14 protein-coding genes are annotated in these 18,696 nt (G+C 65.4%); 5 read left to right on the plus strand and 9 right to left on the minus strand.

Annotated elements, in window-relative coordinates:
* Nucleotides 1-59: 59 nt before the first annotated feature.
* The 6 genes from ASE13_RS08005 to ASE13_RS20015 form a co-directional block, all read right to left on the minus strand.
* Nucleotides 60-887, minus strand: coding sequence for a MipA/OmpV family protein (locus tag ASE13_RS08005; RefSeq protein ID WP_056613323.1), 828 nt, complete (start codon nucleotides 885-887; stop codon nucleotides 60-62).
* A 33-nt stretch (nucleotides 888-920) separates the two neighbouring features.
* Complete coding sequence (locus ASE13_RS08010) at nucleotides 921-1,289, minus strand: hypothetical protein (protein WP_056613326.1); 369 nt, start codon at nucleotides 1,287-1,289, stop codon at nucleotides 921-923.
* Between the two features lie 140 nt (nucleotides 1,290-1,429).
* Complete coding sequence (locus ASE13_RS08015; RefSeq protein WP_056613328.1) at nucleotides 1,430-3,790, minus strand: TonB-dependent receptor domain-containing protein; 2,361 nt, start codon at nucleotides 3,788-3,790, stop codon at nucleotides 1,430-1,432.
* Complete coding sequence (locus tag ASE13_RS08020; protein WP_162254677.1) at nucleotides 3,777-4,742, minus strand: FecR family protein; 966 nt, start codon at nucleotides 4,740-4,742, stop codon at nucleotides 3,777-3,779. The genes ASE13_RS08015 and ASE13_RS08020 overlap by 14 nt, the downstream gene beginning before the upstream one ends.
* Nucleotides 4,732-5,298 carry an RNA polymerase sigma factor gene (locus ASE13_RS19390; protein ID WP_082596442.1) on the minus strand — a complete coding sequence of 189 codons (567 nt, stop codon included), beginning with the start codon at nucleotides 5,296-5,298 and terminating at the stop codon, nucleotides 4,732-4,734. Before ASE13_RS19390 ends, ASE13_RS08020 begins: the two co-directional genes overlap by 11 nt.
* 111 nt (nucleotides 5,299-5,409) lie before the next feature.
* Nucleotides 5,410-5,745, minus strand: a complete 336-nt coding sequence (locus ASE13_RS20015; protein ID WP_162254653.1) for a hypothetical protein — start codon at nucleotides 5,743-5,745, stop codon at nucleotides 5,410-5,412.
* An 88-nt stretch (nucleotides 5,746-5,833) separates the two neighbouring features.
* Between ASE13_RS20015 and ASE13_RS08030 the strand changes: the two genes are divergently transcribed.
* The 4 genes from ASE13_RS08030 to ASE13_RS08045 all read left to right on the plus strand — a co-directional run bounded on the left by ASE13_RS08030 (nucleotide 5,834) and on the right by ASE13_RS08045 (nucleotide 14,857).
* Nucleotides 5,834-7,240: a tannase/feruloyl esterase family alpha/beta hydrolase gene (locus ASE13_RS08030; RefSeq protein WP_200955591.1), complete on the plus strand. Its 1,407-nt coding sequence runs from the start codon at nucleotides 5,834-5,836 to the stop codon at nucleotides 7,238-7,240.
* Nucleotides 7,241-7,454: 214 nt separating this feature from the next.
* Nucleotides 7,455-10,103 carry a TonB-dependent receptor gene (locus tag ASE13_RS08035; RefSeq protein WP_056613337.1) on the plus strand — a complete coding sequence of 883 codons (2,649 nt, stop codon included), beginning with the start codon at nucleotides 7,455-7,457 and terminating at the stop codon, nucleotides 10,101-10,103.
* Between the two features lie 252 nt (nucleotides 10,104-10,355).
* Nucleotides 10,356-13,199 (plus strand): glycoside hydrolase family 2 TIM barrel-domain containing protein, encoded by a 2,844-nt coding sequence (locus tag ASE13_RS08040; protein ID WP_082596446.1) that lies wholly within the window; start codon nucleotides 10,356-10,358, stop codon nucleotides 13,197-13,199.
* A gap of 23 nt (nucleotides 13,200-13,222) precedes the next feature.
* The gene (locus ASE13_RS08045) at nucleotides 13,223-14,857 is read left to right on the plus strand and encodes an FAD-dependent oxidoreductase (protein WP_156404785.1); all 1,635 of its coding nucleotides are present in this window, start codon (nucleotides 13,223-13,225) and stop codon (nucleotides 14,855-14,857) included.
* Between the two features lie 8 nt (nucleotides 14,858-14,865).
* Here the strand turns inward: ASE13_RS08045 and ASE13_RS08050 are convergent, their stop codons facing one another.
* The 3 genes from ASE13_RS08050 to ASE13_RS08060 are packed head-to-tail and all read right to left on the minus strand — an operon-like array spanning nucleotide 14,866 to nucleotide 17,773.
* Nucleotides 14,866-15,597, minus strand: a complete 732-nt coding sequence (locus ASE13_RS08050) for an SDR family NAD(P)-dependent oxidoreductase (RefSeq protein WP_056613340.1) — start codon at nucleotides 15,595-15,597, stop codon at nucleotides 14,866-14,868.
* Nucleotides 15,598-15,599: 2 nt separating this feature from the next.
* The gene (locus ASE13_RS08055) at nucleotides 15,600-16,823 is read right to left on the minus strand and encodes an MFS transporter (RefSeq protein ID WP_235536884.1); all 1,224 of its coding nucleotides are present in this window, start codon (nucleotides 16,821-16,823) and stop codon (nucleotides 15,600-15,602) included.
* Nucleotides 16,820-17,773, minus strand: a complete 954-nt coding sequence (locus ASE13_RS08060; protein WP_235536885.1) for a 2-dehydro-3-deoxygalactonokinase — start codon at nucleotides 17,771-17,773, stop codon at nucleotides 16,820-16,822. The genes ASE13_RS08055 and ASE13_RS08060 overlap by 4 nt, the downstream gene beginning before the upstream one ends.
* Nucleotides 17,774-17,925: 152 nt before the next feature.
* Here ASE13_RS08060 and ASE13_RS08065 point away from each other — a divergent pair, with 152 nt between their 5' ends.
* The gene (locus ASE13_RS08065) at nucleotides 17,926-18,648 is read left to right on the plus strand and encodes an IclR family transcriptional regulator (RefSeq protein WP_056614934.1); all 723 of its coding nucleotides are present in this window, start codon (nucleotides 17,926-17,928) and stop codon (nucleotides 18,646-18,648) included.
* Nucleotides 18,649-18,696: the final 48 nt, after the last annotated feature.

Below are 18,696 nucleotides of genomic sequence, written 5' to 3' on the forward strand. Positions count from 1 at the left end.
GGGCAGGACAAGAGGGGCGCCCCTGCTAGGGGAGAACAAGGGCGCCCCGGACAGCCGCCTCAGAAGTTGTAGCTGACGAACGCGATGCCGAAGGGCTGCGTCTTCCGCTTGACGATCGGGCTGTCCTTGACGTCGCCCAGCAGCGTCGTGACGCCGCCGACTACGCCCACGCCGATCCGGTCGGTCAGGCGATATTGCAGGCCGAGATCGGCCTTGGCATCAATGAAGCCGCTTCCTGCGCGAAACTGCGGGAGCCCCGATGCCAGCGCCTGCTGCGCGTTCACGCCGAAATAGCGGTTGTTGTGCTTTTTATCGCCATAGGTCGTCCCGATCGACGGGTTCAGCATCAGCTTCTCGCTGATCATCACCGGGTAGGACAGGCTCGCGTCGACGAGGACCCCCTTGGTGCTGCCGGCGAGGATCTTGGTGGTGCCGAGCGTCGCCTCGAAGCCGAACTGGCGAAATTTCACGAAGCCACGCGCGCCCACTCCCATCGAAAGCTTGCCGATGCCCGGCGGGGCGTCCTTCTTCCGATAGCCGTCCGCCGGAGTGAGGCCGACGCCCACGGTCACGCTCTCGCTGTCGAAGAGATTGGCGCCGACGCCGTCCTGAAAGTTGACGAAGAATCGGCCCAGCTGGATGTCGATCGCGGGCAAGGGCTGGAACCGGTATTTCTCGGCCCCCTGATAGACCGGCATATAAGCGGCGCCGGCCCCGATCGAGATATGGTCTCCGCCTCCATCGGGCCCGGGGCCTTCGGGCTGGACCGGCACCGCGGCTTCCGCCTCCGCCGGAATCTCCGTCTGCGCGAGCGCCGCGCCGGACCAGAAGAAAAACGGAGCCGCCAGGATAACCGCTCGACTGGACATCATCGTTGTAAATTTCATGGATAATCCCACCAGGTGTTGAGTATTGTCAGTTCAATTCCAGCGAACCGCCGGGAAACAGCTTCCATCGAAGATGAAGAGGCTTCCCTCGGTCCTGGACCGTGCGCGCCTGTGTTGCCGGGACGGATCAACCAGGTCGTCGACTTCTTCTATTTGCTTGTGGCCGAAGCCCGACTCGCGAAGCCGCTCACGCTCAGCTTCGATTTTCGCGGCCCCGTGCACTCGGCGAAGGATCGCGTAGCGCCGCAGCGCCTCGAGCCGCGGATTGGCGAGTGGCAGCGGCCCGGTCGGCAGTCCGAGGATCCAGCCGCGCGTGCGGCTTCCGGGCCGCAGGCTCGAGATGGGATCCTTGCACGACAAGGCGATCACCGCCCTTTCGAGCGGTGTCAGTTGTTCGGACATCGGGGTTTTCTCCTTCCTGCCCTGAGACACCGACAGGTCGAAGGACCCTCACCAAAAAAGTGAGGGCCGTTTCTCGCCAAGGCAGAACATGTGGAGAATCCCGGTTCGCGGGTTGCGGCGAGCCTGTCGCCTAGGCGTGCTCAGAAGCGCGCGTCGAACCCCAGCCTTACGGTCCGCGGCCGCAGCGGCGTGACCTGATTTTGACGGCTCAGCCCGAAGGGATTGCCGAATGCGAAGGTGTTCGCACGCGCATCGCCGATATTGGAAACGTCCAGTGAAATGCCGAAGCGCGAGAAATCGAGCCGGGCGCCGATCGCGCTGGTGAGATACTGCCCCTGCGTCACATTCAGGGGCGGAGTCGCGCCCAGATGCGATTGGCCGACATAATGCGCCGAAGCCTGTCCCGTCAGCGTGACGTCGCGTGCCAGCTCGAACCGCCACTGGCTGCCGATCCGCACGCCGTCCTGAGGAATGTTCGGCAGCGTGATCGAAGATGCATTCGTCACCTCCGTCTCCGTTCCAGTCAGATTGGTATAATTGAAGAAGCCGGAAGCCGTCAGCGTCCACACAGTCGAGGCGCGCCAGGTGATCTCGCCGTCCAGCCCATAGATCCTGCCGCTGCCGATATTGGCAGTGGCGGGGAGACCCGAACTGTCGACGAGATCCGCCTGAACATGGTTCCAGTCGACCGCGAAGAGGGCCGCGCGGAGGGACAAGCGGTCCCGCGCAGTGTCTCGCCAACGAATGCCGAGCTCGGTCTGGCTCAGATCGTCCGCCTCGAACTGCTGGCTCTGCGTGGCCGATCCTGAGGCCACCGCGAAACCGCCGGGACGAAATCCCTGCTGATAATGGAGGAAGACCGACAGCGACGGCGAAATATGCCAGTCGAGCGCGGCGTTTCCCGCGAAACGCACTCGCGCTTGCGACGATTTCTCGTCTCCGCCGCGGACATCGTCGAGCAGCTTTCCCGCGCCGTCGGACACGGTCACTCGCCCGCCGCCGGTCAGGGTCAGTGACGGAGCGATCGGGTAGGAAGCTTGTCCGAAGACGGAGAACTCCACTTGCCGATTGCGCACGCCCGCGATCTGCGCCGGGTCCTCCGGAGAACCCAGGAAGCGCGAAAGGCGGCTCACGCTGTAGATCCCGGACAAGCCGGCTACCCAGGGAGTCCGCCGCCCGCCGCCCGAAAGCCGCGTCTCGTTCGAGAGAAGCGCGATATTGTTCTTCTCTTCGAAGCGCCGGGGCGATGTCGCGCCGTCAGAGCCCGTCGCATCGAATATCGAAATCAGATCGTGCCAGACGAGCGATGTCGTGGTGACGAGTTCGCTGCTTCCGAGCACCGGGCGCCGCGCGGTTATATAAGCAAGGCGGTAATCGTTGCGGAACGGCTGCGCGAGGGCATTGCTGCGCTCGAACGGCGGATCGCCGCGCAACGTATATTGCCCGTCGTCGGTCTTGATGTTCTGGACCACCGAGCCAAGGTCGATTGTCCATCCCGCCAGGTCTTCCACACGGAACGTCAGGCGCTGGCCGAAGCTCAGGCTGTCGTTGATGTCGCGCAGATTGCGGGAAGGATCGTCGATATAGCCGGGTTCGCGCGTGCCATAGACGACGAGACGCAGCGCCATCCGGCCCTTGGCGAGCGGCAGATTGAACATCGCAGCGACGTCGCCCCCTGTTCCGCCGAAGCGCGTCGCGCTGGCCCCGATGGACGCAGTCGCATAGGTTTCCGTGCTGTCGGGGAGGTTGGGAACGAGCCGCACCACCCCGCCCAGCGAGCCGGCGCCATACAGCGTGCCCTGCGGGCCGGCGAGTATCTCCACCCGCTTCAGGTCATAGAGATTCAGGTCGGGATCCGGCGCGTTGTAATTGAGCCGAGCGTCCCCCCAATATTGCCCCACCGTCGCCTGGGTGGGACCATTGAAACTGCTGTCGGAGATGCCGCGCACATAGAGCTTGTTGCGTCCGCGACCGAGATTGGTCGAACTGAGCGTCGGCAGCGTCTCGGTGAGCGCGGCCGTTCCTTTCGATCCGTTGCGGGAAAGCCAGGCCGGCTCGAAATCGATTATCTTGGCCGAACCGGGATAATTATCGAGCAGCACGTTCTGCTTGCTGGCGGTGACGACGATCTCTTCCGGCTCGGCGGGCGGATCGGGCGTTTCGACAATGGCCGGCTTCTGCTTGACCGGGCGGGGTTTCGCGCGCGCCCTGATGATCCTGACGGTCACCTTGTCGTAGAAGACGGCCTCGGCGTCGGTTCCCCGCAATGCGCGCTCCAGCGCGTCGCGCACGGAAAAATTGCCGCGCACTCCAGGCGAGAGGCGCCCCGCGAGCTCGGGATCGGTGACGGCAACGGTGATCCCCGCCTTCGCTCCGATCGCGGCCGCCACCTGGCCGAGCGGACCCGGCGCGATATTGAATGTCTCTGCCCGGGCGGCACCGGTCGCGCCGAGGCCGAACGCGATCGCGACGATGGCCGCCGCCCGCTTATTGCCCCGCACTGCCGACCGGTTTCATGATCCACCCGCCCGCTTCTTTCTCCAGGCGCACGTTCAGGGCGAGCTGCAAGCGCCGCAGCTGTTCGGGGCCGCTGCCATCCAGCATGATCGTCCCCGAAAACGGTCGATCGGCCAGGCCGAGGGCGGCCGTGATGGGCACGTCCATGCTGCGGCTCAGATCGGCCGCGACGCGCGACAACGGAGCAGCCGCATAGACAAGCGATCCGGTCTTCCACGAGCCCACGCGCTCGGGTGAAATGCGCGTTACTGCGACGCCGCCCGCTGCCTCCCGGTCGACCAACGCCTGACCGGCGTCCAGGGACACCGCGCCCGATCCGGGATTGTAGACGATCTTCCCTTCGGCAACCGCCACCCGGACCTCGCCAGTCTCATGGACGACGTTGAACACCGTCCCGGCGTCCTCGACGATGTTGTCGCCTACCTCCAGCCGAAACGGCTTCGCACCGTCGTGCCGAATCTGGAAGAGCGCCTCCCCTTTTGCCAGCGAAGCGAAGCGCGGATCCTTGCGATCGAAGGTCATCCGCGTCGCGCCGTTCAGCGTGACCTGCGTGGCCGGATCGAGCTGGACCATTCGCCGCTCACCGGAACGCGTGGCGACTTCGTACCGGCTCGATTCCGCCTGAGGCAGCAGCAGGAACGCGGCCGCAACCGAGGCTGCGAGCCCACCGCCCGCAAGGCCCCAGCGCCATCCGCGCCGAATCGCCGGCTCCGGTTGTTCTTCGGCATCGTTCGCGACTTCGCGGATGAGGACATGCGGCAGCAGCGGTTCGATCGCGAGATCGGCCTGTTCGATCGCGTCATAGGCAGCCGCATGGCGCGGATCTTCCGCGAGCCATTCGGCGAATCCCTCCCAAATTGCGTCGTCGCCGTCGCGTAGCCTGATGTGCCACTCGATCGCGCGCGCCTCGATGCTGTCCGGCGACTCAGCTGGCATGGCGGCCTCTTTCCCCTGTGAGACTCCGCCGACCCGGATGATCCTCATCCAACCGAAGCTTCGCGGCCGAGATCGCTTCATAGGCGCGCGCTAGATGCTTTTCGACTGCGCTGACACTGATGCCGAGTTCTCCGGCTATCGCCCGTTGCGGTTCTCCGTCGATCCGAAAGCGACGGAAGATCATTCGCGTTCGTTCCGGCAGGCCATCCAGGATTCGCTGGAGAATCTTCAGCTGCTCCCTTGCGATGAGTTCGGTCTCGATCGACGGCTGGTCGTCCGCCTCTCCGCCGGCGCCATGCGCGCTCGCCCAATCCTCCTCGCGGCGCTCACGCCGGCCGGCGGTACGCCGATGCAGCAGGAAATGGTTGTTGGTCATTTTATAAAGATAGGCGCGCGGCTGCGCTACGGGTCCAGACCGTTCGGCCAGCAGTTTGATGTTCACGTCCTGAAGCACGTCCTCCGCCTCGTCCGGCGACGCACCACGGCTTTGGAGGAAGCGCGCCAGCGCGGGACGCAATTCCGTAAACAGGGGAATGAGGCCGCCGCCATTCAACATTTCATGCGCACATTCGGCTTTCGGCAGCGATAGTCGATGGACGCCTGATCATTGCCCGCCCTGATCGCATCGATGCCTGGCTGGACATCCATGATGGCATCACGCCGCGCTCTATTGCATCGCTACCGGAGCAAGGTCAACGCGCGCGATCGTAGCTGCCATGAGGTCCGCTTGAATCGGATATACTGATGCTATAAAAGCGACATGATCGGGTGTCAGTTCGCTCAAAGATACCACTTCAGCGCAAGAGGAAAGGATCAGCACCATGCGATTGACCTGTACTTTGCCCCGTACGGCAAGGTGGGCAATCGCCGTCCTGCTTGGAGTGGTAGCGTCGAGTGCGACGGCTCGCACTACCCATCCCGGCAATGCTTCGGGCGCCGCCAAATGCGACGCGATGCGCAGCTTGCGGCTTGATGGAGCAACGATCACTTCAGCCGTGTTCACGCAGGCCGGCAAAGCAATATTGCCGGATCGGGAGGGCAAGGCGGTCCCCGCGCCGCAGCTCCCCGCTTTTTGTCGCATCAACCTGACGATGCGCCCTGAAAGCGGATCGGCAATCGGCGTGGAGCTCTGGTTGCCTGCCGCTGGATGGAATGGGCGCTTCCTGGCGACGGGCAATGGCGGCGGCGGCGGCCGGCTCTCGCTTGGAAATCCGATGATGCAGAATCTCAAGCGCGGCTTCGCGGTTGCGAACTCCGATCTTGGGACTGCGCCCAATGTCCTCACCACGATGGGGCAGCCGGCACGGTGGCGCGACTTCGGCCATCGCGCCAACCACGAGATGACCCGCGCGGCGCGACGGTTCATCAAGGCCTTTTACGGCAGGCTGCCGCAATATTCCTATTTCATGGGGTGTTCGACCGGCGGTCAGCAGGCTTTGGTCAACGCGCAACTTTATCCCGCCGATTATGACGGGATCCTCGTCGGAGCCCCGGCGCAGGATCGGACGCACATCCACATGTCGTTCGTCTGGAACTGGAATGCTCTCGTGGAGACGCCCGGCAGCAGGCTTTCGAATGCCAAGCTGGACCTCGTCCACAATGCGATCATCAAGGCCTGCGGGCGCGGCAAAGACGGTGGCGCACCGGGTGACACGTACCTCACCGATCCGCGGGGGTGCCGGTTCGAGGATGCGGATGTCCCTCGCTGCACCGCCGGCGATCAGGAGAATTGCCTTACGGATGCGCAGTTCCTCGCCCTTCACAAGGTCTATGGCGGCGCGGTCAATCCCCGCAGCGGCGAGCGAATCTATGCGCCCGTCGCGATCGGCAGCGAGGCGGCGCCGCCGGGCCTCGGGGCGCAGCAGCTCGGCACCTGGCCGCTTACCCAATTCTACGCCTTTTACTGGGTCTTTGGCCGCGACACGTTCGAGCCGGCCTCGTTCGACTTCGATCGCGACGTGGACCGCGTCGACGGCGAGCTGGCGGGCATCCTCAATGCGAACAGCACGGATCTGGCCCCTTTCCGCCGGCACGGAGGGAAGATCCTCTGGTACCACGGCCTCAGCGACCCGGTCATCCCGTTCGACACCTCGATCGACTATTACGAGAGAGCGGTGCGCGCGAACGGAGGCGATCTTGCCGCTGTGCAGGATTATATGCGCCTCTTCCTCGTGCCGGGCATGGCGCATTGCGTGCGGGGACCGGGAGCGTGGAACATCGGCCAGGACGTTGCGCCGGGCACGGAGACCTCGGTCGACCGCGACGCGCTCGTCGCCCTCGTTCAATGGGTGGAGAAAGGCCGCGTGCCGGCGCAGCTGACGGGCACGCGCTTCGAGAAGGACGACGTGCGCAAGCCGATCGTCGCCCAGCGCCCGCTTTGCCCCTATCCCGCATTCCCATATTATTCCGGCGGCGACCCTGCCCTCGCGAACAGCTTTCGCTGCAAGGTCCGGACGCGGGGCACCGCTCACGCCAGCGCCGCCCGCTATCTGAACTGAGACCGGCACCGGCACTTTCGTAACGATTCTAGCAAGCATTGCCCGCGATCGTGAAGCCGGTCGCCGCTTGGCATCCCGCGCAGGTAGGCCATTCATCTAATTGTATTTCAATGAAAACATCTTCCTTTCCGGAGGCATTTACGGACGCTTGCCACAAATATACTGGTGCTATATAAGCGACACAAACAAGCCAATCGGCAGGGAGAGGGGAAATATGCGCGCATTGGGACCAATCTGGCTCGCCGGCACATGCCTCGTCGCACTGGCAGCGCCCGCATTCGCGCAGGAGGCGCCCCCCGCGGACACGGCGAACGAGACCCTTACGCCGGAGCAGGAGATCGTCGTCACCGGCGTCCGCCAGAGCCTGGACAAGGCCCGGACGATCAAGCGCGACTCCACCCAGTTCGTCGACGCCATCGTAGCGTCGGACATCGGCAGCCTGCCGGATACCAATGTCGCGGAATCGCTGGCCCGCGTATCCGGCGTGCAGCTCGATCGCGGCATCGGCGAAGGCACGAGCATCGCCATTCGCGGCCTGCGCCAGAACGTCACCCTCTACAACGGCCGCGAACTGTTCGACCCGACGGGCCGCGGCGGATCGGGCATCGACGAGCTGGGCGGCTCCACCTACGGCCTGCTCGCGCTGATCCCGTCGGAACTCGTCGCCAGCCTGCAGGTGACCAAGCTCGCCGGATCCGACCAGATCGCGGGGGCGCTGGGCGGGATCGTCGACATCAACACCCGCAAGCCGCTCGACAACAAGGGGTTCCACGTCACCGCGAGCGGGGGCGTCATCTACGACAGCATGTCCGGACGAAGCGGCTACGAGGCGTTCGGGCTGGTTTCAAACACGATGGCGAGCGACACGTTGGGGTACCTGTTCAGCGTGTCGATGAGCGAACGGCACATCGCCGAGCAGGGGCTCAGCACCTTTTCCGGCTACACCGCCTTCACCAATGGCGGCGTCCGGCGCACCGGCGATGCCGATATGCGCGCGCAGCAGATCCGCGACGACCGCAAGAAGCTGGGCGCGACCGGGGTGCTGCAATGGCGCCCCGGCAACGGCCTCGAAGTGACCGCCGACGCATTCTACAGCCGCCTGACGTCGGATCGCGACCGCTACTGGATCGCCTTCGTGCCGACGGCGGGTCTCTCCAATCCGGTCTTCTCGCCGAACAACGTCCTGCTCGCCGGCACCTCGACCACCACGCCCAATACCAACATGTCGTTCTACGACATCGAGAACGAAGTCTGGTCGACGGCGATCACGGCGCGATACCAGGTGTCCGACGCACTCACGCTGTCGGGCCAGGTGGCGATCGGCGACTCGGTCGCGAATTCCACGCGCAACTATGTGCGCCTGACGCTCCCCGCCTCCGCCGCCAGGCCGATCCGGTTCGATTTTCGCGAGGGCGATTTCGGATCCTTCGACTTCTCGAACTTCAATCTCAGCGATCCCGCCGGCATGACGTTCGGGCTCTATTATGACGACGGACGAAGGGCGGCCACGAAGAACACCCAGGCCCGTGGCGACGTGGAATATGCCTTCAATTCGTCCTTCCTCTCTTCGCTCGAGATCGGCGGCCGGTACGAGCGGCTCGAATCCACCGTGCGCCCGCACAACGCGTTGCTGCGGCCGAACCTGCCGGCATCCGTGTTGACGGGATATCTCAGGCTGTTCTCGAACTCGGATTTCCTGCCCGGACAGTTCGCCGGCGTACCGCGCTCCTATCTCGGCGCCATCGAATCGGCAGTCGGCTCCTGCCACGCCTTCACGGCTTTCCCGACGGTCTCGCAGGATCCCGCCTGCCTCAACCCCTCGCAATCGGTCAGCAGCCTCGGCTCCACCTACGACATCAACGAGACCTTCTGGAACGGCTATGCCAAGCTGAACTTCAAGTCCGACCTCGGCTTCGCGCAGTTGGAGGGCAATGCCGGCGTGCGCTATATCGGCCGGAAGCTGGAATCGATCGGCAACATTCTGGCCGGCACGACCGTCACGCCGACGACCTTCCGCCGCGACGACACCGACTTCCTTCCTTCGGCCGTCGCCAAGCTCAGCTTCAGCGACGATCTGGTGGTCCGCCTGGGCTATGCGAAGGTGCTCTCCTTCCCCAGCACCGCCTCGCTCAACAACGGCATCGCGCTCAACAACGATCCGGTTTTCGCGAACGGCGTGCAGATCCAGGCCGGTACGGGCAGTGGCGGGTCGCCGGATCTCGATGCCTTCTCCGCGACGCAATATGACGCGTCGATCGAATATTATTTCGGCAAGGAGAATCTGATCTCGATCGGCGCCTTCTACAAGGACGTGGGCAGCTTCATCGTCTCGGCTTTGTCGCCCGAACGATACAACAATATCGATTATGTGATCGGCCGCGCGACCAACGGCCAGAACGGCACCGTCAAGGGATTCGAAGTGCTGTACCAGCAGCCCTTCACCTTCCTGCCCGCGCCGTTCGATGGCTTCGGAGCGCTGGTGACCTATTCCTACATCGCCTCCCAGACGCCGCTGAAGGACCCCAACGGGCACAGCTTCACCTTCCCCGGCTTGTCCAAGAACAACGTCAATGTCGTCGCTTATTACGACAAGGGCCCGCTCAACCTGCGCGTGGCGTATAATTGGCGCGACGCCTATTTCGTCTCGCTCAACGGATCGAGCGGCAACGGCGTGTACAACGACAGTTACCAGGATCTCGCCGTGACCTTCAAATATGGAGTCACCAAGAACCTGGAATTCCGCCTCGAAGGGATCAACCTGTTGGACAGCCAGCAGCGCTCCTATGACGGGTTCAGCGAGGCGCTCGTGACCAATGTACAATTCGGCCGCGTCTTCAAGCTCGGCGCATCCCTGAATTTCTGATGTCCCTACGATCGCGACCTGGGCTGAGGACTCATTCTCTCCCCCGTCACCCCGGCCTTGAGCCGGGGTCCCGCTGTCTTTCGGGCGAGCAGAAGAAGCGGGATCCCGGCTCAAGGCCGGGATGACGGCAAGGGGTTTCGCGGTGGACGACATGCAGCCGTTATGAATCGACAGCCTGTATAGGTTCTCAATCAGGATCCCTAGGGTTGCGCGTGGGACAGGATCCGGCAGCCGGAGCGCAAGGAGAGGCGAATGCGATCGACTGATTTCCCGATCCCGCGGATTTCCCGGCGCGGCCTGCTCCTGCTTGCCGCGGCCCCCGCCGTCCTGTCCGCAGCCACCGCGGCCGCATCGGAGCCTCGCCCTTCCCCGCTACCGCCGCGGGACCGGACGACGCGCCATTCGTTGGACGGCGTCTGGAAATTCCGCATCGATCCCTATTCGGACGGCGAGGACCACGCCTGGTTCGCGCCCTCGCTCGATGCGTCCGCCTGGGAAGACATGACCGTGCCCGGCGTCTGGGACGTGATCAACGAGCATTCGGAATATGCCGGCGCCGCCTGGTACCGCACCGGATTCGCGACCGATCCCGGTTGGTCCGGCAAGCTGGTCCGGCTGGTGTTCGAGGCGGCCTATAACGACGCGACGGTCTGGCTGAACGGCCATCTGCTGGGCACGAACGACAATGGCTTCCTGCCCTTCCATTTCGACCTGCGGAACCTGGCGCCGCCCGGCAAGCGCAACCAGCTGACCGTCCGCGTCGACAATCGCCGCAGGCTCGGCGCGGTATGGAATTGGGGCGGCATCCGCCGGCCGGTATGGCTGGAGATCACGGACCCGACCCGGCTCGAGCGCGTGAAGATCACGGCCGAACCCGATCTCCAAACCGGACGCGCCAGGGTCATCGTGCGGGCGCAGGCGGCCAGCCATGGCAGCTCCGCGGCAGACATCAGTGCACAGGTGACGCTTCGCCGGGACGGTGTCGTTATATGGACTTCGCCGGTCCTGGCCGGCACCGGTGACTTCGCTTTCGAGACCGTGCTTGAGCCCGCACAGGTCCATCTCTGGCACCTGAACTCCCCCCAGCTCTACGAGGCCGAGGTCAGCCTGATGCGGGCGGGTGCGACGATCCATTCGCAGGCCAGCCGTTTCGGCATCCGCAAGGTCGAGATCGCTGGCGAGCGGCTGCTGCTCAATGGCGAGCCGATCCGCCCGGTGGGCTTCAATCTCGTCCCCGAAGACCGCCGCACCGGCTCCGTCCTGCCCCCCTCACGCTATCGCGCCGATATCGATCTGATGAAGATGCTCGGCACGACCATGGCCCGGCTTTCGCACTTTCCGTTGCCGCCGGAGGTTCTCGACTATCTCGACGAGGTCGGCATCCTCAGCATCAGCGAGCTGCCGATCTGGGGCAAGAGCGAGTTGGTCGATGCCCGCTCGAAGGTGGCGGCGGATTGGCTGGAACGGCTGATCGACACCCAGTTCAACCATCCCTCCGTCATCGGTTGGAGCGTCGGCAACGAGATCGGCCGGTACGATCGCAATCCGGGCGCGAGGGAGTATGTGCGCACCGCCATCGCGCGCGCCAAGGCGCTGGATCCGGGCCGCTTCGCCGTCTACGTGACGAACACCGCCGGCAATCAGAAGGACGATCCGATCGCGTTCGCCGATCTGATCACGATGAACGCCTATGGCGACCTCGCCGAAGCGATCGAGAAGACACGGGCGCTCCATCCCGGAAAGCCGATCTTCCTGTCCGAATATGGCGGCGGCGGCGCGCTCGACAGCGAGGATCCGAACGAAGCGAAGGACACGGGCGACGCCTTCCTGAACCAGTTGCGCGGCAAGCCCTATGTGATCGGCGGCTCGCGCTGGACGCTGAACGACTATCGCAGCGACTGGGCCGGCTGGCCGTTCAGCCCGCCGACCGGCCCGTCGCAGAATCGCAGCTGGGGCATCTTGACCAGCGATCGCCGGCCGAAGCGGAGCTATTTCTCCTATCGCGCGGCGCATGCGCCGGTGGCGAAGATGGCGCTGGAGCGGCGCGGCGCGGACTGGTCGATCACCCTCGCCCCCCGCGGCGTTGACGATTTGCCTGCTTATGCGATGCGCGGATACCGGATCCTATGGCGCGTGCTGGACGCAGCGGGCAACCCGAGCGACGCCGGGCTGATCGATCTGCCCCCGCTTGCCCCCGGCGCCGCGCCGGTGACCCTCAGGCTGCCGGCGAAGCGTGCAGGTGCGACGATCCTGGCCGACCTGATCGATCCGCTCGGCTATTCGGTGCTCACCGTGAAGAACGACCTGGCGCCTCCCGCGGCACCAGTCATCCGCCATGTCCATGCATCGATCAAGACCGCGCGGATCCTGTTCGATCCCGTCGCCCGGTCCGACGGCTATCGCCTTGCCTATGACGGTCCCGGCGGTCCCAAACAGGCGGCACCCACAATCAACGATTTCATCGATATCGCCGGCCTGGAACTCGATCAGCGTTACGCCTTCCGGCTCGTGGCGTTCAACGAAGCGGGCGAAAGCGCGCCCAGCGCCACCGTCTCCGCCATGACCACGCGTGACGACCTCCCGCCGATCCTGTGGTCCATCCAGTCCGCCGATCGGGCGGTATTCGTGAACTATTCGACCGAGGCGACCGATTATCTCTTCGAGATCGAGCTGACGCTGCCCGGAACCGAACGGGCGCGCAGGATCAGCGTCACCACCCGCGGCACCACGCGGATCCCCGGGCTGGAGAACGGCAAGACCTATCGATTGCGCATGCGCCGCCGCAACGGGATCGGCTTCGACAGCGCCTGGTCCGAACCGCGTTCCGCCACGCCGCGCGGGCCCGGCGATCTGCCGGCGCCGGCGAGCGGCTGTCTCGTGCCCGGCCCGGGCGATCTCACCCTGCTCGTCTTCGATCCGGTTCCCGATGCCGCCGGCTATGAAGCCCGCTTCGGCGGGCGAACGGCATCCATAGGATCGGCCGCATCGGGCACCGTGTTCCTGCGCGGCATCGATCGCGCGCAAGCGGTGTCGCTGCGCGCGATCGACGATTTCGGGCAGCCGGGCCAGGCGCTGGAACTCAGGCGCCTGCACTGATGCCAGGGATAGGAGAAAGTCACATGTTCCGAGCCGCGAAGTTGCTCTGCGCCGCGCTGCTGACACCCGCGTCCGCCGGGCATGCCGGCCCCGCGCCGGATCTGCGCGCGCAGGTCGTGATCTATGGGTGCACGCCCGCCGGGATCACCGCCGCGATGGCCGTGAAAAGGCGCGGGCACGATGTCGTGCTCGCCTGCCGCGACGGCTGGATCGGCGGGATGAGCACCAACGGGCTCGGCTATGCCGATGCCGGCGACCATAAGGCGATCGGCGGCCTCGCACTGCAATTCTACCGCGACGTCAAATCCTATTATGCCGAACGCCACATCACCGACATTCCCGCGCCGCAGCGCCATCCCGGCATATCGAACGAGGATCGCGACACCCAATGGGTGTTCGAGCCCCATGTCGCCGAGGCGATCTACCGGAATTGGCTGACGCGCAACGGCGTGGTTCCGGTCTACGACTTCAAGCTGCGGATCGATCGATCGGGCGTCGTCTCGCGGGGCGGCAAGATCCGGGAAATGGTCGCGAAGGACGGCCGCAGGATCGCGGGCGACCTGTTCATCGACGCCAGCTACGAAGGCGATCTGATGGCGATGGCCGGCGTGTCCTTCACTATCGGCCGCGAAGCCAATGCCCAATATGGCGAAACGCTCAACGGCAATCAGCCGCGCAATTCGGTCTCGCACAATTTCACCCGCGACGTGGATCCCTATGTCGTGCCGGGAAAGCCCGAGAGCGGGCTGCTGCCGCGGATCGAGCCGGGTCCCGCCGGCGTCGAGGGCGCGGGAGACAAGCGCATCCAAGCCTATACCTATCGCCTGTGCATGACGAAGCGGCCCGACATCCGCGCGCCGTTTGTAAAGCCGGCCCACTATGATCCACGGCAATATGAGCTGCTCGCCCGCTATTACGACACCGGCTGGCGCGATCCCTTCACCAAGTACGACGCGATTCCGAACGGCAAGACCGATACCAACAATTTCGGGGGTTTCTCGTTCGACAATATCGGGATGAATTACGGCTATCCGACCGGCTCCTATGCCGAGCGCGAGCGAATCCTCGCCGAGCATCGCGACTATCAGCAGGGGCTGTTGTGGTTCGTGCAGAACGACCCGCGCGTGCCGGCCGACGTCCGCGCGGCGATGGCGCCCTGGGGGCTGTGCGGCGACGAGTTCAGGGACAATGCCCACTGGCCGCGCGAGATCTATGTGCGCGAGGGACGCAGGATGGTCTCCGATTTCGTGATGACGGAGAAGCATTTGCGCGGCCAGGTCCCGACCCCGCAATCGGTCGGATTGGGCTCGTACAACATGGATTCGCACAATGTTCGTCGCTACGTCGACGCCCGTGGCTTAGCGCGCAACGAAGGCAATATCGAAGTCAGCCCGGGCGGCGTCTATGAGATCAGCTACCAGTCGCTGCTGCCCCGCCGGGGCGAGGCACGCAACCTGCTGGTGCCGGCGGCGATCTCGGCATCGCACATTGCTTATGGCTCGATCCGCATGGAACCGGTCTTCATGATCCTGGGCGAGTCCGCGGGCATCGCCGCGAGCCTGTCGCTGCGCTCGCAGGGCGACGTGCAGGATGTGCCTTACGATGCGCTCGAACGGGAGTTGGTCGCGGCGGGCCAGGTGCTCCACCAGCCGAAATAGCCGGCGGATCAGCGTCGGGTGATCCCCGCCCCGCCATCTATTCCCACCACGGTACCGGTGATCCACGCGGCAGCGTCGGAGGACAGGAAGAGGATGAGCTCGGCCACTTCCTCCGCGGTGCCGAGGCGGCCCAGCGGATGCCGGAGCACGTTCGCCGCACGCGCTGCCGCGGGATCGGGTGCGCGATCGAACGAGGCCTGCAGCATCGGCGTATTCACCGACGCCGGCGCGACTCCATTAGCGCGGACGCCGCTATCGGCGACTTCGAGCGCGAAGGTCTTGAGGAAGGTCTCGAGCCCGCCCTTGGACGCGGCATAGGCGGCGAGCCCGGGCGCGCCCATCCGCGCGTTGATCGATGAAACGAAGGTGAACACCCCCTTCCCCGCGCGCTGCATGTCCGGCGCGAACGCCTGCGCCAGGCGAAGGGCGCCGCCGACGTTCACGTCATAGACGCGCAGAAACGCGGCGGGCGACGATTGCAGCGTGCCGGCGAACTCGGTCGTCGCGGCGGCATGGACGACGATCGTCGGCGCGCCGAGCCGAGCCCGGATCGCATCGGCGACGGTCGTCACCGCATCGTCGTCCGCGAGATCGCAGGCAAGCGCCATATCGCCGACGGACGGCACCTGAAGGTCGAGCGCGGCGACGCGCGCACCGGCCGCGGCGAACCGCTCGCACACCGCCGCGCCCATCCCGCCTGCGGCGCCAGTCACCACTGCGATCTCTCCGTCGAGCCGCATCTCTATCCTCCCAGCTCAGCTCTCGGCTTGCCCGCGGTCGCGCGCGCGATCAGCCAGCCGATTGGGTGCAATGCCGCCATCACGAGGAAGACAGTGCCATAGTCGCGCGTCGCGGCGAAGGCGCCGACGAGCTGGGTCGAGAGAATGCCGCCGATCCCGCTGCCCGCCGCGATCAGCCCGAAGATGGTCGCGACTCGGGCCTGGGGGAAGCGATCCACCGCCAACGTGGTGAGGTTGCCTAGGAACATCATGTGCGAGAGTGCGACGAGCCCGGCGAGCGCATAGGTGACCGGCAGCGACGGCTGGAGCGCGATCAATGCACCGAGCGGGGCTAGGCAGGCGCCGATCCCCATCACGCGCAAGCGGGCAGTGATCGGGGTGGTGCCGCGGCGGACGAAGCGACCCGAAAGGAGGCCGCCGCCGATGCTGCCAAGGTCCGCCGCAAGGTAGACGACCCACGCGGTCGCAGCGATCACGGCAAGCGGAAGCCCACGCGCATCGCCCAGATATTTGGGAAACCAGAAGAGGTAGAAATACCAGACCGGATCGGTGATCGTTCGCGTGAGCGCGAGGCCCCAGACCGACTTGTCCCTGAGGATCGCGCCGATCGAGGGCATTTCGGCCGCCGCACCGGAGGCGACCTCGCTCGGCTGGCCGTGGCGTAGCGCAAGCCAGACAGCCATCCACACGAATCCCAGCGCACCCGTCGCCATGAACGCCGAACGCCAGCCATAAGTGAGCGCCAGCCACCCGATCAGCGGCGGCGCGATCGTCGCGCCCGCCATCGCGCCCGCGGTATAGACGCCCACCGCAAAGCCGCGCTCGTGCGGGGCGTAATGCTCGGAGACCGCCTTCGGCGCGGCGACGTAATTGCCAGCCTCGCCGAGCCCGAGCGCGAAGCGCGCCGCGCCGAGCTGGCCGATGCCGTGGACCAGCCCCGTCATCATGTTGGCGATCGACCACCAGCCGACGAACAGCGCCAGCGCCAGCTTCAAGCCGAGCCGGTCGGTGAGCCACCCGACGACGAAATAAGCGAGCGTGTAGGCGATCAGGAAGAGCTGGACGACACGGGCATAGCCGATGTCGTCGATCCCCAGATCCTTCTGGATCGTGGTCGCCAGGATCGAGAGCGTCTGCCGGTCGACATAGTTGAGGACGGTCGAGAAGAAGAGCAATGCGAGGATCGCCCAGCGCACGCGCGGCCGCGGCATGCCCAGGGCACTCATGCCGGCACGCGTTGCGCATGCGTGGCAAGCGCGGAGAGGCCCGCAAGGCTCGCGGCATGGCCGTCGACCAGGTCATGGCCGATCCCGAGCCGATCGAGCACCGCGCCGTACAGCGCCGAGAGCTCGGGCGCGCCGATCAGCGTCACATGGTCCACCGGCTCGCCCGCCTCATGCAGTGCTCCAATCGCGTCGCGCACCTCACACCCGATCAGCAGGCCGGAGAGATAGGGCCGTGCCGTCTCCGCCGAGAGGCTTCCCATGACGAGGAGGCTGCGCGCCGAGAACACCGCATGTTCGAACGCCAGCCGCGGATTGGCGAGCACGGTGTCCACGCCGCGGACGAACGCCGGGTCGCGCGCGGCGATCGGCACGCCCGGCTCGGCAGGGGCCATGCCGCGCCCGACAAGGCTGTGCGTCACGAGGATCTCGAACATCTCACCCGTCATGCTGGTGAAGAAGCGCGTCACGCGCTCGTCCGCAACGCTGCACCATTTGGCGTGCGTGCCGGGCAGGCACAATGTTCGGCGCCCCATGCTGCCGGCACGCACCAGCCATCCGAAGACCTGCGCCTCCTCGCCGCGCATCACGTCGGGCAGGCCGAAGAGGTTGGTGCAGGAAATGCCCGGCACGATCGCGACCGGTACGCCGCGCACTTCGAACCGCGTCATCCGCGCCGCGAGATCGTCGAGGTTCGCCGGGCAATCCGCATAGGGGCAATCGACCCAGCCGATATTCCCCCCCACCATCCCGGCGAGCACGACCGGCAGCGGGCCTTCGCGTGCGATCCACGGCCCCGCAACCTCGAAGAATGTGGCTTCGGGATCGTCGCAGAATTTGATGCCGCGACCATTCGCCGTCTCGATCACGCGCACCGGCGCTCCAGGCTCGCAGAGGTGCAGGCGCATGAAGCTCGAGCCCCAGTCCCCCGCGATGAAACGTCCACTCGCCACGCATACCTCCCCGCACGCCGGCCTCTGGCCTCTATTTGCCCAAAGTGTTGCGTATTTAGCGACAAGTCAATCGACACCTGCCATAGCCGATTGCGCTCGGCAGTCGCATGGATCATGTCTGTCGCGCGAGCGACAACGGAGGAAGCGCCCCTGTGCGGCCCAAACCAAATGCCCAACCCAACCAGAGCCTGATCGACGGCATCGCCACGCTCCAGGCACTCGCCGTCTCGCCCGAGCCGATCGGCAACCGCGAGCTTGCCCGCAAGCTCGGCTTCAACCCGACGCGCGTCAACCGCCTGCTCAAGACGCTCGCTTATCTCGGCATCGCCCGGCAGACCGCCAATCGCAAATACACTGCTGGCCCCGGCATGCATGTGCTTGCCGCGCAAAGCCTTTTCGCCTCGCGCTTCGTCCAGAACGCAATGCCCGCGCTCGAGCAGCTGCGGCGCTTCGGCCTCACGATCGCGATGGGCGTGCTGTGGAACCATGACGTGAGCTATCTCTTCCACGCGCCTCCGGGGATGGAGACGGCGCAGGCGCTCGGCCGCATCGGGCTGCTCCCGGCGAGCGAGAACGGGATCGGCGTCGCACTGCTCGCGGAGCTCGACGACGGGCATATCGCCGAGCTCTACGAGGGCGAGGAAGTGCCCGGCTATCCCGACGGGCTGGACTCCCTGCTCGAGGTCTTGGCCACGACGCGCGCGCAAGGCTATGCGCGCGTTCGGGTCGGCGAGAACCAGGATCGGCACACGATCGCGATCGGAGTCTCCAGCCCCGCCTTCGCAGCGATCGGCATGTCGGGCTGGATTCCGGAAGAAGCCACGCCCGAGATCGTCGCCGCCCTGCGCAAGGCGGCGGCCGAAATCGCGGAATGACGCGAGCGCTGTTGCGGTCATAGAAACATTTTTATTGCTAGTTTAGCA

The organism is Sphingomonas sp. Root241 (genome assembly GCF_001428865.1).
GTDB lineage: Bacteria > Pseudomonadota > Alphaproteobacteria > Sphingomonadales > Sphingomonadaceae > Sphingomonas.

Coding starts and splice junctions, on each gene's coding strand:
- ASE13_RS08005 (WP_056613323.1), bottom strand. CDS start 887: ATGAAATTTACAACGATGATGTCCAGTCGAGCGGTTATCCTGGCGGCT.
- ASE13_RS08010 (WP_056613326.1), bottom strand. CDS start 1,289: ATGTCCGAACAACTGACACCGCTCGAAAGGGCGGTGATCGCCTTGTCG.
- ASE13_RS08020 (WP_162254677.1), bottom strand. CDS start 4,742: ATGCCAGCTGAGTCGCCGGACAGCATCGAGGCGCGCGCGATCGAGTGG.
- ASE13_RS19390 (WP_082596442.1), bottom strand. CDS start 5,298: ATGTTGAATGGCGGCGGCCTCATTCCCCTGTTTACGGAATTGCGTCCC.
- ASE13_RS08030 (WP_200955591.1), top strand. CDS start 5,834: ATGCGCCCTGAAAGCGGATCGGCAATCGGCGTGGAGCTCTGGTTGCCT.
- ASE13_RS08035 (WP_056613337.1), top strand. CDS start 7,455: ATGCGCGCATTGGGACCAATCTGGCTCGCCGGCACATGCCTCGTCGCA.
- ASE13_RS08040 (WP_082596446.1), top strand. CDS start 10,356: ATGCGATCGACTGATTTCCCGATCCCGCGGATTTCCCGGCGCGGCCTG.
- ASE13_RS08045 (WP_156404785.1), top strand. CDS start 13,223: ATGTTCCGAGCCGCGAAGTTGCTCTGCGCCGCGCTGCTGACACCCGCG.
- ASE13_RS08050 (WP_056613340.1), bottom strand. CDS start 15,597: ATGCGGCTCGACGGAGAGATCGCAGTGGTGACTGGCGCCGCAGGCGGG.
- ASE13_RS08055 (WP_235536884.1), bottom strand. CDS start 16,823: ATGAGTGCCCTGGGCATGCCGCGGCCGCGCGTGCGCTGGGCGATCCTC.